Genomic DNA, 12,893 nt, shown 5'->3' with positions numbered 1-12,893 from the left:
ACATCGACAGTGACATCGACAGCGACCGGAACGGACCGCCCATGCTCTGTACGAGGCTGACGAACGCGCGCATTCTCACCATGGACCCGGACCACCCCGTCGCCCACGACCTCGGCATCTGGCGGGGACGGATCGTGGGCCTCGACGCGGCCGTGACCTCGCTGCCCGCCCGCGAGGTCGTCGACCTCCAGGGCGCCACCGTGCTGCCCGGCTTCATCGACGGCCACGTCCACCTGTCCTGGGCGGGCCTGAAGGCCGGCACACCGAGCATCGCCCCGTGCGAGCGCGTCGAGGACATCCTCGGCGTCATCCGGGAAGCCGTCTCCCGGAAGGCCGAGCCCGGCACCTGGGTGGACATCGCCGGCTACGACCAGCGGGCCCTGGGCCGCCATCTCACCGCCGCCGAGATCGACCGGGTCAGCCAGGGCCACAAGATCTTCCTCATGCACGACTCCGGGCACGCCTGCGTCGTGAACAGCGCCGTCCTCGACCTGCTGCCGGCCGAGGTGCCGCACCAGGACGGCTTCCTCGCGGAGAGCGCCATGACCGCCGTACGACGGCTCCGGCTGCCGTACTCCCAGGAGGAACTCGCCGACGCCGTCGAGCGCGCGGGCCGTGCCTGCCTCGCCGAGGGCATCACCGCCTGCGCCGAAGCCGGCATCGGCGGCGGCCTCCTCGGCCACAGCCCCGTCGAACTCGGCGCCTACCAACTCCTCAGGGACCAGGGCCGGCTGCCCCTCCGCGTCCAGCTCATGGCCGCCGGCGACACCCTCCACCCGCTCGCCGCGCACCGGGACGACGGCATCCCGCGCGCCCTCGACCTCGGCCTGCGCACCGGCTTCGGCGACGACTGGCTCTCCCTCGGCGCCCTCAAGATCTACACCGACGGCGGCATGATGGCCCGCACGGCGGCGCTCACCGAGCCGTACGAGGGCATGTCCCACACCGGAGAGTTCCAGGACGACCCCGAGCGGATCGCGGAGCTCGTCGTCGACGGCCATCTCGCCGGGTGGCAGCTCGCCGTCCACGCCATCGGGGACCGCGCCGCCGACCTCGCCCTGGACGCCCTGGAGCGGGCGCAGCGGCGCAGGCCGCGGCCCGACGCCCGGCACCGCGTGGAACACGCCGGCCTGATCCGCCCGGACCAGCTGCCGCGGTTCGCACGGCTCGGCGTCAGCGCCGTGGTCCAGCCCGACTTCCTGCGCTGCTTCGGCGACGACTACGCGGACGTCATGGGGGAGCGCCGGGCGCCCTGGATGTACCGGGGCCGGGGATTCCTCGACCACGGCGTCACCCTCGTCGGCAGCTCCGACCGGCCGGTCACGGACGGCTCACCGCTGCGGGCGATCCAGTTCATGGTCGAACGGGCCTCCACCTCCGGCCGGCTCATCGGACCGGACGAGGGCATCACCGTCGACGAGGCCCTGCACGCGTACACCACCGCCGGCGCGTACGCCTGCCACTGGGACGACAGCGCCGGCAGCCTCGCGCCAGGGAAGCGCGCCGACCTGGTGGTCCTCGGCGACGACCCCCGGAGCGTCGACACCTCACGCATCGGGGACATCGAGGTCGTCGCCACGTACGTGGACGGGCACACCGAGAAGGGGAACCTGTGAGTACGGGAGAGAACCACCTCGACACCTTCGCGCCCCTGTGGGACGCGCCCGCCTCGCCGCCCCGGTGGGTGATCTGGCACCCGGACGCGGACACCATGGTCTTCGACCGGGAGCTCAACCTTCCCGTGCACGTCGACGACGCCTCGCTCGGCGAGGTCCTGCGCCGGATGCGGGAGGCCGGCGTGCCGGAGGGCGAGGAGTACCCGGGGCGCGCGTGCGGATGACGGCGCACCCGCCGGCGCGGGCGGGCACGGACCCGCTGCCCGCGCCTTGGCGGCACGGCTCCGGCCCCCGCCTGTGGACCGTGCGGGTCGGCGACCACGCGGACCGCGCGACGGTACGGGAAGGGATCCTCGACGCCACGGAGTCCGAGCGGGCGGGGAAGTTCGTACGGCCCGCGGACCGCGACCGGTACCGCGTCGCGCACGTGGTGCTCCGGGAGCTGCTCGGCGCGTACCTGGGAGAGGACCCCGCGGCCGTCCGCCTCGTCCGCGAACCGTGCCCGGGCTGCGGCGACGACCACGGGCGGCCCGCCGTGGCGGGGACCCCGCTCCACTTCTCCCTGTCGCACTCCGGCGGCGCCGTCCTGCTCGGCTTCGCGGACACCCCGATCGGCGTCGACATCGAGGAGGAGCCCGCGCCCCGTGTCGCCGATGAGGTGGCCGCCGCGCTCCACCCGCGGGAGCGGACGGAGCTGGCGGCCCTGCCGGACGCGCTCCGCCCGGCGGCGGTCGCCCGCTGCTGGGCCCGCAAGGAGTCGTACCTGAAGGGCGTCGGCATCGGCCTGGGCGAGGACCCGTCCCGTACGTACGTGGGAGCGGGCCCCGCTCCGGGCGAGATCCCCGGCTGGACCCTCACCGACGTCCCGGCCTTCCCGGGGTACGCGGCCGCCTGCGCGATCCGTGCGACGCACTCCGCGGACGGCGCGCGCGAAGCCTAGGTCCGGTCCGGGACGGTGTCCTGTCGCTCGGGCCGGGCGCGATCGACAGGACGCCCCTGGCCGCGAGCCGCGTCGAGGATCGCCGGAAGCGCCTCCACCAGTTTCCCGACCTGACGCGCCGAGACCGTCAGCGCCGGAGCCAGCCGTACGGTCGCCGGACCGACGGCGTTGACGAGGAACCCGGCCTCCTGGGCGGCCCCCTGGACCCGAGCGGCGACCGGTTCGGTCAGCACGACGCCGAGCAGCAGCCCCGCACCCCGTACTTCGCCCACGAGCGGGTGCCCGAGCCGCTCCACTCCGATCCGCAGCAGCCGGCCCGTGCGGACGGTGTGCCCCAGGAGGCCCTCCGAGGCGATGGTCTCCAGGACGGCCGAACCCGCCGCGCAGGCCACCGGATCGCCGCCGAAGGTGGAGCCGTGCTGGCCGGGACCGAGCAGGTCGGCCGCGGCGCCGAAGGCCACCGTGGCGCCGATCGGGAGCCCGCCGCCCAGCCCCTTGGCCAGGGTCACCAGGTCCGGGTCGACCCCCGACTCGGCCTGATGGGCGAACCAGTGCCCGGTCCGCCCGATCCCGGTCTGCACCTCGTCCAGGACGAGCAGGCTCCCCGTGGCACGGGTGATCTCCCGGGCGGCCCGCAGATACCCGTCGGGGGCGGGGATCACGCCCGCCTCCCCCTGCACGGGTTCGACGAAGACCGCCGCCGTCTCGTCCGAGACGGCCGCGCGCAGGGCTTCGACGTCCCCGAACGGCACGTGCGTCACCTCGCCGGGCAGCGGCAGGAACGGCTCGCGCTTCGCCGGCTGCCCCGTGAGGGCGAGGGCGCCCATGGTGCGGCCGTGGAAGCCGCCCTCCATCGCGACGACCCGGGTGCGCCCGGTCCGGCGTGCGGCCTTGAAGGCCGCCTCGACCGCCTCCGCCCCGGAGTTGGCGAAGAACACCCGGCCCGGCCAGCCGAGGAGCCCGAGCAGCCGTTCCGCCAGGGCGACCGGCGGCTCGGCGGCGAAGAGGTTCGAGACATGGCCGAGCCGCGCGACCTGGTCGGTGACGGCGGCGACCACGGCGGGATGGGGCGTGGCCGAGGGTGCTGACCGCGATGCCGCCGGTGAAGTCCGTGTACGCGCGGCCGGATTCGTCCCAGACCGTGCAGCCCTCACCGCGGACCAGGGCCAGCGGGGGCGTGCCGTAGGTGTCCATCATCACGGCACGCCAGCGGTCCGCGAGTGGGCGAGCGGGTGCGACGGCGGGTGCGACGGCGCGGGCCGAGGACGGTGCGGGGGCGGGCGTCGCGGGCGGTGCCGGAGCTTGTGCCGGGCCGGGAACGGTCATACGGGGTTCTCCTCTTCGTCCCGCGCGTCGTCGGGCAGGACCGTGGTGCCGGGGCTCTCCTCGGTGAGGACGCTCCGGAGGACGGCGTGCGGCGTCCGTCCGTCGAGGACGTGGACGCGCCCGACCCCCGACCTGACCGCCCGCAGGCAGCCCTCCATCTTCGGCAGCATCCCGCCCTTGAGCCCGGGCAGCAGCGCGTCCAGTTCGCCCGCGGTCAGCAGGGGGACGACCTCGGTGCTGTGCGGCCAGTCCGCGTAGAGCCCGGGGACGTCCGTGAGCATCACGAGCCGGTCGGCGCCGAGGGCGACGGCCAGGGCCGAGGCCGCGAGGTCGGCGTTTACGTTGTAGATCTGCCCGTCCCCGCCGCGCGCGACGGGGGAGAGCACCGGGATACGGCCCCCGGCGAGGAGGTTCCGTACGGTGTCCGGGGCCACGGTCACGATGTCGCCGACGAGACCGATGTCGACGGGCCGTCCGTCCACCCAGGCCGGGCGGCGTTCGGCGGTCAGCGTGTGGGCGTCCTCGCCCGACATGCCGACGGCGAAGGGCCCGTGGGCGTTGATGGCGCCGACGAGGTCCCGCTGCACCTGCCCGGTGAGCACCATCCGGACCACGTCCATGGCCTCCGGGGTCGTCACCCGCATGCCCGCCTCGAAGCGGACCTCCAGGGCGAGGCGGTCGAGCATCGAACTGATCTGGGGACCGCCGCCGTGCACCACCACCGGGTGCAGGCCCGCGTGCCACAGTTCGACGACGTCCTGGGCGAACGACCGCCGGAGGGCCTCGTCCACCAGGGTGCTGCCGCCGCACTTGAGAACGACGGTCCGGCCCCGGAGCTCCTCCGACCACGGGACGTCCCGGGCCGGCAGCTCCACGGGGGCCACGACGGGCTCCCCGACGGGCCGGCCGAGGGGTGCCCGTCGCGCCGTCATGGGTGTGCTCATCCCTGTTCCCCCCGCGCTCATGAGCTGTAGGCGCTGTTCTCGTGGACGTACGCGGCCGTCAGGTCGTTGGTCCAGATCTCCGCCGACGCCAGTCCGGCGCGCAGATCGACCGTGACCGTGATCCGGCGGCCCGACATGTCGACCTTCTCGCGCGGCTCCCCGGCCGCACCGTCCCGGCAGACCCGGACGCCGTTGATCGCCACGTCCAGGCGGTCGGGGTCGAACGCCGCGTCTGTCGTGCCGATCGCCGAGAGCACCCGGCCCCAGTTGGGGTCCTCCCCGTGCAGGGCGCACTTGAGGAGGTTGTTCCTCGCCACCGAGCGGCCGACGGTCACGGCGTCCTCCTCGGACGCGGCGCCGACGACCGCCACCTCGATCTCCTTCGACGCGCCCTCGGCGTCCGCGACCAGCTGCCGTGCCAGGTCGAGGCAGACGGCGTGCACCGCGTCGGCGAGTTCCCCGTCCTCCGGGGTCACACCGGAGGCGCCCGAGGCGAGCAGCAGCACGGTGTCGTTCGTGGACATGCAGCCGTCCGAGTCCACCCGGTCGAAGGTGGTCCGTACGGCGGAGCGCAACGTGGAGTCGAGCAGGGGCCCGTCGGCCACGGCGTCGGTGGTGAGGACCACGAGCATGGTGGCGAGACCGGGGGCGAGCATGCCCGCGCCCTTCGCCATGCCGCCGACGGTCCAGCCGGCCCGGGTGACGGCCGCGGTCTTGTGTACGGAGTCCGTCGTCTTGATCGCCACGGCGGCCTCCCGGCCGCCGTCGGAGGACAGCCGCCGTGCGGCGACGGCGATCCCGTCCCCGACCTGGTCCATGGGCAGCGGCACACCGATGAGGCCGGTGGAGCAGACGGCCACGTCGTCCGGGGTCACCCCGACGGCGAGGGCCGTCAGTTCGGCCATGGTCCGCGCGTCGTCGGCGCCGGCCGGCCCGGTGCACGCGTTGGCGCCACCGGAGTTCAGGACGACCGCCGAGACGCTGCCGTGGGCGAGGGCCCGCCGGGACCAGCGGACCGGCGCGGCCTGGATCCGGTTGGAGGTGAAGACTCCCGCGGCGGCCGGGGCGGGACCCCGGTTCACCACCAGGGCGAGATCGGGATCGCCGGACGTCCTGATGCCGGCGGTCACCCCGCTGGCGAGGAATCCTCGGGCGGCGGTCACGGTCACGGAGCCACTCCATTCGTGGGCAGGCCGAGCCCTTCGGGCAGGCCGAGGGCGACGTTCATGCTCTGCACCGCTCCACCGGCGGTGCCCTTCGTCAGGTTGTCGATCGCGCTCACGCAGACGAGGCGGCGGGCGGCCGGATCGAGGGCCACCTGCACCTGCACCGTGTTGGAGCCGAGCACCGAGGCCGTGGACGGCCACTGGCCCTCCGGTAGCAGCCGGACGAACGGTTCGTCGGCGTACGCGGCCTCGAACGCCTCGCGCACCTCGGCGACACCGCCGTCGAGGGCCACGTGCGGGCGCAGGCGGGCGGAGCAGGTGGCGAGGATGCCGCGGGGCATGGGCGCGAGGGTCGGTGTGAAGGACACGGTCACCGGCTCGCCCGCCACCAGGGACAGGTTCTGGGTGAGCTCGGGGGTGTGCCGGTGCCCTTCAACTCGTCCCGGGCTCCGGGCATCTCGGGGAGCCCGTACGGCCAGGTGCCGGCGTGCTCGGTGCCGTAGAAGCGTTTCCACTCGTCCGGGTCGCGCAATCGGAAGTCCGCCCCGCAGTCGACGATCAGGGTGTCGCCGCCCAGCCGCGCCGCGAGTGCTCCCGACTGCCCGTGCGGCAGGGCGAGGAACACGACATCGTGCCCGTCGAGCGCCGCCGCCGACGTCTCCGTCAGCACCCGGTCGGCGAGCGAGGTCAGCTGCGGTTGTACCTGGCCGAGGGGGAGCCCGGCACTGCTGTGCGCGGCCAGGGCACCGACTTCGACACCGGGATGGGAGGAGAGCAGGCGGAGGATCTCCCCGCCGGCGTACCCACTGGCTCCGGCCACCGCGACCCGTAAGGTCATGTTCTTCCGTCTCTCCTGGTGAGTGGGGACGTGGTGCGCACCCGGGGCGACACACCCCAAGTCGGCGCACCGAAACTTAACTTAGCCTAACCTAAGTACTTCTGGTGCGGAATCGCTACGATGTCGCGCGCCCGAGGGGCGAACGATCGCAACTGCTCAACGGGTGGGACGAGTTGGAGAGAGGTACGGGTCGGCGCCGGAGGTCGCCGGTGGGGCGCCGGAGGTCGCCGGTGGGGCGCCGGAGGTCGCCGGTGGGGGTGCCGGATCGTCAGACCGGGGAACCCCATGCCGTCGTCAGCCCGTCCAGCCACGCGGGCGGGAGCTCGGCCGCGTCCCACTCCTCGTGCAGGGCCGACGGTGTCTCGGCCAGGCGTTCCAGGACGGCGACGCTGGTGGGGGAGTGGACGAGGGAGTAGCGGCCGTGGATCGCGATCGGGCTGCCCGGCCCGTACTCGGCGTACAGCCGCTCCAGATGCGTGTGGTGGGCCTCGGCGAACGCGGACAGCCGCCCCGGATATCCGGCCCGCTGCCGCGGGCTCATCGTGCGGAGGACGGCGCCGAGCACCTGATCGGTCACCTCGGGGTCGAGGTCGGAGACCTCGGCGAACGAGAGGTAGAGCGGTGTGATCGCCACCTTGGCGCGCTCCATCTCCGCCCTCCGGACGGGAGAGGGCTCGTCGGGGGAGTCGGCCGACGGCCCGGAGGTGACGGCGCGGACCAGCGCCCGCTCGGCCAGGGCGCCGAGTTCCTCGGTGACGGCCAGCGCGCCCTCGGACCAGCCGGCCGCGTACGCCTCCCCCTGCTCCCCGGGAGCGCTCGGCCGGGCCTCGGTCTCGCGGATCTCGGTGTACGCGCCGGCGAGGGCGCCGGCCTCCACGAGCCCGATGAGCTCCTCCGCGTCGCCGATGTAGACGCCCCCGCGGGCGAGCAGCTGGAGGAGCGTGCTCTTCGCGTTGAGGACGCTGGCCGCGTCGAGCCGCTGCCGTCCCTCGTCGGCGGTGGTCATGGGAGGTCCTCCTCGTCGTGCGGCGGCGCGGTGCGCGTGCGCGGAACGCTCTGTTCGAGCCTACGCAACGCCCGTTCCCCCGAGGCCCGCATCCCCCCTTCGTCGCGCGCGTCGCGGAAGTGCGACGGGTCGTGGGGACGTCGGGCGGGCGGACCTTTCCACGCCGGCTCCGGCCCTACCGGCGCACCGTGCGACGGGGCAGCCCTCGCCGGCCTCCTCGGCGCGCCCTTCAGCGCCGGTACACGCGCAACTCCGCCACCTCGTACGACATCTCCGACTTCTCGGGGTCGGGCGCGGGGTGATAGCGGCCCGCGCAGACCGAGAGGTTCACGATGAGATGGGCCCGCCAGGAGCGCCCCACCCCGCTCCGGTCGTCGAAGACCCGCGCGCCGTTGACCCACCAGACCACGTTGCGGGCGCCGAACTCGACCCTGAGGTCGACCCACGCGCCCGGCCGGACGGCGGGGTCGCGGAAGTAGAGGTGGCGCCCCCGCACCCGGTTCGACAGCTCCAGGAGGTCGGGGTTGTCGGGGTGGTACTCGAAGACGTCGATCTCCTGCCCGCCGTCGAGCCAGGTCCAGATCGCCGGCCACGCACCCGCCTCCACGGGCAGCCGCACCCGCGCCTCCAGCACGTCACCCGCCCGGACCAGGAAGCCCTCCGGGCTGCCCTCCGTGGTGAGCAGTCCGGCGTCCCAGAGGCCGTCGGGCCGGCGGGTCGCCCGGAAGACCCCGGTCCTGCTGTACGCGGGGTCCGCCACGAGATGGTCGAGCTTGTTGTCGCCGCGGTTGGTGGGACCGCCGTTGGGATAGGCCCAGGAATGGCCCGCGATCCACTGGGTGGCGGACGAGAAGTCCGCGTCGAGCACGATTCTTCCCGGTGGCCCTGTTCCCGTCGTGGATCCCGTACGGGATCCGGTACCGCGCCTGAAGAGCCGGTCGAAGAGGTCGGACAGCACGGCACGCTCCTTCCCCGCGGGCAGGGGCCGCCCGCGAGCGATGTCCCCAACCTGCCCAGTTCATGGGGGGAAATACGCTTTTTGGCGACAAGTCGTCACGAGGGGAGCCACCGGCATGGTCGGTGGGGCGTAGGCGGGTTCAGAGCTGGAAGGGCATCGTCCAGCAGTTGGAGGCGGACGGTTTGCCGGCGAGACGGTCGGTCAGCCAGGAGACGGCGTCGCCCTGGTCGGTGATGAGCGGCACGAGGTGGTTGGTGAGGATCTTGTCGCCGAGGTTCGGCAGCGCGATGGCGCCGTAGTTCCTGCTGGACTTCGTCACGCGATCGCTGCGGGCCGGCGAACTGCCCGCCGCGTCCGAGTCTTCCGGCGACCCCGACTTCCCGGCTTTCGGATACGCTGTATCCATAAAGATTGAGGTGGGCGCACCCCTGCGCACACCCGGGGGACAGCGAGGAGCTTCGGACATGCCGGAATCGAACGACACCGTGACGGCGGTGACGGCCGTCGACACCGCCGTCACCGTCATCGGCGCGGGACCCGTCGGTCTCGCCCTCACCCTCGACCTGGCCCGCAGAGGGCTCGCGGTACGCCTGCTGGAACGTGACGACCGGCGGTTCGAGGGCTCGCGGGCCAAGGGAATCCAGCCCCGCACCCTGGAAGTCCTCGACGACCTGGGCCTGGCCGACGCCGCCCGGGCGGCCGGCGGCGCGTACCCCCCGATGGGCCTCCACCTCGGCCCCTTCACCAAGGCCTGGCGCATGCACGCCACCGCCCCGGAGACCGTCGGCACCCCCTACCCCGACGTCCTCCTGCTCCCTCAGTACGCCACCACCGCCCTCCTCCACGAGGCCGTCGAACACCTCGGGGTGCGCGTCGACTTCGGCGCCCGCGCCGTGGAGATCACGCAGGACGACGAGGTGTGCACGGTGCGCCTGGAGGACGGCCGCCTGCTGAGGAGCCGGTACGTCGTGGGCGCCGACGGCGGCTCCAGCACCGTCCGCAAGGCGGCGGGCATCGCCTTCGAGGGCAGCACCGACGAGACCGACCGGATGATCCTCGTGGACGCCGCCGTCGACGGCCTTTCCCGCGACCACTGGCACATCTGGCCCCGCCCCAGGGGCCGCAGCGTCGCGGCCTGCCCCCTGCCCGGCGCGGGCGACCGCTTCCAGATCATGATCAGAATCAGCCCCGGCGACCCGGCCGACCTCACCCCGACCGCCCTCACCGCCCTCCTCCGGCGCCGGGTCGGCCCCTCCCTCAGCCTGCGCGACATCAGCTGGTCCTCGGTCTTCCGCCCCAACATCCGCCTCGCCGAGCGCTACCGGGACCGGAGGCTGCTGCTCTGCGGCGACGCCGCCCATGTCCACACCCCCGCCGGAGCGCAGGGCCTCAACACCGGGGTTCAGGACGCCCACAATCTCGGCTGGAAACTCCAGCTGGTCCTCGCCGGAGCCGACGACGCACTCCTGGACAGCTACGAGCACGAGCGGCGCCCCGTCGCCGCACAGGTCCTCGGACGCTCCACCGAGCTGTACGAAGGGCTGCGCCGCACCCGCCCCGGCGGGCTCACCCGAGGCCCCGACGAACACCAGCTCGGCATCTCCTACTTCGGCGGCCCCCTCGCCCCCGCCGGCGCGCCCCGCACGGCCACCCTCCGCTGCGGCGACCGCGCCCCCGACGCGGCGCTGCCGGAGGGGACCGGCCCGGCCCGGCGCCTCTTCGACCTCTACCGGGGCCCGCACTTCACCGCCCTCGCGTTCGGCGCCCGCGCGGCCGCCGCCGTCGACCGTCTGCCCTGGCCGTCCGGCGGCGTCCCGTTGCACCGCCACACCGTGCCGACGCACACCACATCCCGTACGCCGGTCGAGGCCGCCCTGCTCACGGCGTACGGGATCACCGAGGACACCGTCCTGCTGATCCGCCCGGACGGCTACGTGGGCCACATCGCCCATCCCGGTCGCACCGCCGATACGGCCGACGGCACCCACGGTCACGGCGGTGACGGCAGTCCTCGCAGTCCCCAGGGTCCTCACGGGCGCGACGACGACGCTCTCCCGTCGGCCGTGATCGATCTGCTGACCGCCGGCATCCGGGTCACTGCCTGACACCGCCGCCCGCACCGCTCGCGGACGGGGTACGTGAACGGGGCCGGGCCGTCACAGCGGCCCGGCCCCCGCCCCCGCCCGGCCCGGCGACGGCCGACCGGTACGGTGTCACCGCACCGACGAAGGACGTCGGGAGCCGCGCGCAGGACGGCGGCGACCCGGAACAGCGAGAGAGGGCCCCACCCCATGGCCGCCACCCCGCCGCCCCCCGGCAGCCCGGCCTGGTGGGCCGCACGCCCCGCCGGCTCCGCCCCCGCCGAGCCGAGGCGAGGCCGTCCCTCCCTCGACACCGCGCACATCGTCGGTACGGCCCTGCGCCTCGTCGACGAGCACGGCACCCAGGCGTTCTCCCTGCGGATGCTCGCCGAGGCCCTGAACTCCGGGACGGCCACCCTCTACCGTCACTTCGAGGGCAAGGACGAGATCCTGGCGTACGTCGTCGACCGCGTCCTGGGCGAGGTCGACCTCGACGCGCTCGCCGACTCGGCCGACTGGCGCGAGACCCTCACGGTCACGGCCCGCCGGTTCTACACCACCCTGAGCCGCCACCCGCACACGCTGCCGCTGCTCATCGCGTACGTCCCCGTCGGCCCCCACGGACTCGACCGGCGCGAACGCGTGCTGGGCGCGCTCCTGGCGCACGGCCTGCCGGCCGACCTCGCCGCCCGCGCCTTCACCGCCGTCACGCACTACGTCATCGGGTTCACCGCCCAGCAGCACGGCCCCGCCGCCGCCCCCGAGCACGGCGCCGAACTCGCCGCCTTCTACGGCGGGCTCGATCCGGACTCCTACCCCGCCCTCCTCCGGGCCGCCCGGTCGCTCACCTCCGTCGCCGTCGACGAGGAGTTCGCGTTCGGCCTCACCCTGCTCGTCCAGGGCCTGGCGCCCCTCGTCCCGGCGTAGCCGGCCGTACCGACAGGCCGTCCCGACCGCGCGGCTTCCTCGGCTCTCACGAGACCAAGATCATCCAGGTGCCGACGGGCGACGCCACGTACAGCACCACCCCGAGCGGCGGATACACCCACGGGGACCGTCCGCGCCGCCGGACCGGGCGGGGGGCGAGCACCGCCGAGATCACCGCGGCGACGCCGAGTCCGATCCAGGGCAGTGCCCGTGGGAGCGGCGGACCGGGCGGGGGACGAGCACGGGTGCTCATCCGCCGGTGAGTGACGCAACGATCGCCGCCGGGGCTCGTTGATCACGCCATGACGAACGACCACACCCGCCGCCGGCTCCGCCTCCCGGTCACCGGCCTCGCCGCCCTCGTCCTCGGGATCACGGGCGCACAGAGTACGCACGCGAGCCCCGTCGACGACGGTTGCCGGACGGCTCCGGCGGCGGAGATCTTCGCGACCGACAACACCGCCGTCATCACGGACCCGGACGACCCCCGGCTCCGTACCCGGCTGACCCGCTTCGACCACGAGGTCCGCGCGATCGTCCGCGCCCACGGCGCCCGGCCGGCCGCCTCGACCCTGCTCGACGGGGTGTTCTGGTCCGACGCGCTCAAGCAGGCCACCTACGAACGGTCACGCGAGTTCGACGTCAACAGGGTCGGCCGCGACGGGCTCCACCACATCGCCGGCGTCATCGCCAAGGAGTACGGGCAGGAGGCCGTCCTCACCTTCCGCTGTCTGCCCCGTACGTCCCCGGAGACCGACGCCGTCGAGATCGAGGTTCCCGGCGTCCGGCCGAGCGGCCTGCGCGAGGCGCTCGTCGCGGACCCCGAGGCCCGCGAGAGGCTCGGTGGCGGTTCGGTCACCCTCGACGGCACGCTCGTCCTTGTCGCCCCGGTCGCCGATCTGGCCCTGGCGCGGAAGTTCACGGCCTCGCTCGGCGCCGACTGGAACGAGGCACGGGTGCGCTACGGAGACCGGGAGTTCGTGAGCTGATCCGGCGGCACGCGCGCAGGCGGATGCCGGTCCGGGTCCGGGGGAGACGACCCCGTACCCGGACCGGCATCCGGACCGGCATCCGGACCGGCGTGCCGACCG

General features: G+C 74.1%; 11 protein-coding genes and 3 pseudogenes. 6 read left to right on the top strand and 8 right to left on the bottom strand.

Annotated features, from left to right (window positions below; translation table 11 throughout):
* The first annotated feature begins 41 nt into the window (after nucleotides 1–41).
* The 3 genes from ACH4MY_RS11840 to ACH4MY_RS11830 are packed head-to-tail and all read left to right on the top strand — an operon-like array spanning nucleotide 42 to nucleotide 2,556.
* Nucleotides 42–1,616: an amidohydrolase gene (locus ACH4MY_RS11840; protein WP_398001069.1), complete on the top strand. Its 1,575-nt coding sequence runs from the start codon at nucleotides 42–44 to the stop codon at nucleotides 1,614–1,616.
* Entirely contained in the window at nucleotides 1,613–1,840 is a 228-nt protein-coding gene (locus tag ACH4MY_RS11835) for a hypothetical protein (protein WP_398001066.1), read from the top strand. The genes ACH4MY_RS11840 and ACH4MY_RS11835 overlap by 4 nt, the downstream gene beginning before the upstream one ends.
* Complete coding sequence (locus tag ACH4MY_RS11830; protein WP_398001063.1) at nucleotides 1,837–2,556, top strand: 4'-phosphopantetheinyl transferase family protein; 720 nt, start codon at nucleotides 1,837–1,839, stop codon at nucleotides 2,554–2,556. Before ACH4MY_RS11835 ends, ACH4MY_RS11830 begins: the two co-directional genes overlap by 4 nt.
* Here ACH4MY_RS11830 and ACH4MY_RS11825 read toward each other — a convergent pair.
* From ACH4MY_RS11825 to ACH4MY_RS11795, 7 genes and pseudogenes are all read right to left on the bottom strand, one after another.
* Nucleotides 2,553–3,753: pseudogene (locus tag ACH4MY_RS11825) on the bottom strand (acetylornithine transaminase). The gene ACH4MY_RS11830 and the pseudogene ACH4MY_RS11825 sit on opposite strands and share 4 nt — an antisense overlap.
* Nucleotides 3,754–3,878: 125 nt before the next feature.
* Nucleotides 3,879–4,826, bottom strand: coding sequence for an acetylglutamate kinase (gene argB, locus ACH4MY_RS11820; RefSeq protein WP_398001060.1), 948 nt, complete (start codon nucleotides 4,824–4,826; stop codon nucleotides 3,879–3,881).
* A gap of 17 nt (nucleotides 4,827–4,843) precedes the next feature.
* Complete coding sequence (gene argJ / locus ACH4MY_RS11815; RefSeq protein ID WP_398001057.1) at nucleotides 4,844–5,995, bottom strand: bifunctional glutamate N-acetyltransferase/amino-acid acetyltransferase ArgJ; 1,152 nt, start codon at nucleotides 5,993–5,995, stop codon at nucleotides 4,844–4,846.
* A pseudogene (locus tag ACH4MY_RS11810) lies at nucleotides 5,992–6,830 on the bottom strand (N-acetyl-gamma-glutamyl-phosphate reductase). The gene argJ and the pseudogene ACH4MY_RS11810 overlap by 4 nt, the downstream one beginning before the upstream one ends.
* A 268-nt stretch (nucleotides 6,831–7,098) precedes the next feature.
* The gene (locus tag ACH4MY_RS11805; protein WP_398001055.1) at nucleotides 7,099–7,836 is read right to left on the bottom strand and encodes a hypothetical protein; all 738 of its coding nucleotides are present in this window, start codon (nucleotides 7,834–7,836) and stop codon (nucleotides 7,099–7,101) included.
* A 229-nt stretch (nucleotides 7,837–8,065) separates the two neighbouring features.
* A complete protein-coding gene (locus ACH4MY_RS11800) occupies nucleotides 8,066–8,707 on the bottom strand; it encodes a beta-glucanase (RefSeq protein WP_398001666.1) in 642 nt (213 codons plus the stop codon).
* Between the two features lie 226 nt (nucleotides 8,708–8,933).
* Nucleotides 8,934–9,092 (bottom strand): annotated as a pseudogene (locus ACH4MY_RS11795) (lipase family protein); the annotation flags it as partial.
* 166 nt (nucleotides 9,093–9,258) lie between these two features.
* Between ACH4MY_RS11795 and ACH4MY_RS11790 the strand changes: the two are divergent.
* Entirely contained in the window at nucleotides 9,259–10,899 is a 1,641-nt protein-coding gene (locus ACH4MY_RS11790) for an FAD-dependent monooxygenase (protein ID WP_398001052.1), read from the top strand.
* A 186-nt stretch (nucleotides 10,900–11,085) separates the two neighbouring features.
* Nucleotides 11,086–11,802: a TetR/AcrR family transcriptional regulator gene (locus ACH4MY_RS11785; protein ID WP_398001049.1), complete on the top strand. Its 717-nt coding sequence runs from the start codon at nucleotides 11,086–11,088 to the stop codon at nucleotides 11,800–11,802.
* A 46-nt stretch (nucleotides 11,803–11,848) separates the two neighbouring features.
* Here the strand turns inward: ACH4MY_RS11785 and ACH4MY_RS11780 are convergent, their stop codons facing one another.
* Entirely contained in the window at nucleotides 11,849–12,055 is a 207-nt protein-coding gene (locus ACH4MY_RS11780) for a hypothetical protein (protein WP_398001046.1), read from the bottom strand.
* 49 nt (nucleotides 12,056–12,104) lie between these two features.
* Here ACH4MY_RS11780 and ACH4MY_RS11775 point away from each other — a divergent pair, with 49 nt between their 5' ends.
* The gene (locus ACH4MY_RS11775) at nucleotides 12,105–12,791 is read left to right on the top strand and encodes a hypothetical protein (RefSeq protein WP_398001043.1); all 687 of its coding nucleotides are present in this window, start codon (nucleotides 12,105–12,107) and stop codon (nucleotides 12,789–12,791) included.
* The last annotated feature ends 102 nt before the right edge of the window (nucleotides 12,792–12,893 follow it).

This window comes from Streptomyces sp. NPDC017246 (assembly GCF_044331325.1).
In the GTDB taxonomy this organism is placed as follows: domain Bacteria; phylum Actinomycetota; class Actinomycetes; order Streptomycetales; family Streptomycetaceae; genus Streptomyces.
The sequence above is the reverse complement of the archived record's forward strand: the minus strand, read 5'-3'. Positions and strand labels throughout refer to the sequence as shown.

What these genes read in the sequence shown, in the direction of transcription:
- ACH4MY_RS11840 (WP_398001069.1), top strand. Translation starts at nt 42, where the DNA reads ATGCTCTGTACGAGGCTGACGAACGCGCGCATTCTCACCATGGACCCG.
- ACH4MY_RS11830 (WP_398001063.1), top strand. Translation starts at nt 1,837, where the DNA reads ATGACGGCGCACCCGCCGGCGCGGGCGGGCACGGACCCGCTGCCCGCG.
- argB (WP_398001060.1), bottom strand. Translation starts at nt 4,826, where the DNA reads ATGAGCACACCCATGACGGCGCGACGGGCACCCCTCGGCCGGCCCGTC.
- ACH4MY_RS11805 (WP_398001055.1), bottom strand. Translation starts at nt 7,836, where the DNA reads ATGACCACCGCCGACGAGGGACGGCAGCGGCTCGACGCGGCCAGCGTC.
- ACH4MY_RS11790 (WP_398001052.1), top strand. Translation starts at nt 9,259, where the DNA reads ATGCCGGAATCGAACGACACCGTGACGGCGGTGACGGCCGTCGACACC.
- ACH4MY_RS11785 (WP_398001049.1), top strand. Translation starts at nt 11,086, where the DNA reads ATGGCCGCCACCCCGCCGCCCCCCGGCAGCCCGGCCTGGTGGGCCGCA.
- ACH4MY_RS11780 (WP_398001046.1), bottom strand. Translation starts at nt 12,055, where the DNA reads ATGAGCACCCGTGCTCGTCCCCCGCCCGGTCCGCCGCTCCCACGGGCA.
- ACH4MY_RS11775 (WP_398001043.1), top strand. Translation starts at nt 12,105, where the DNA reads ATGACGAACGACCACACCCGCCGCCGGCTCCGCCTCCCGGTCACCGGC.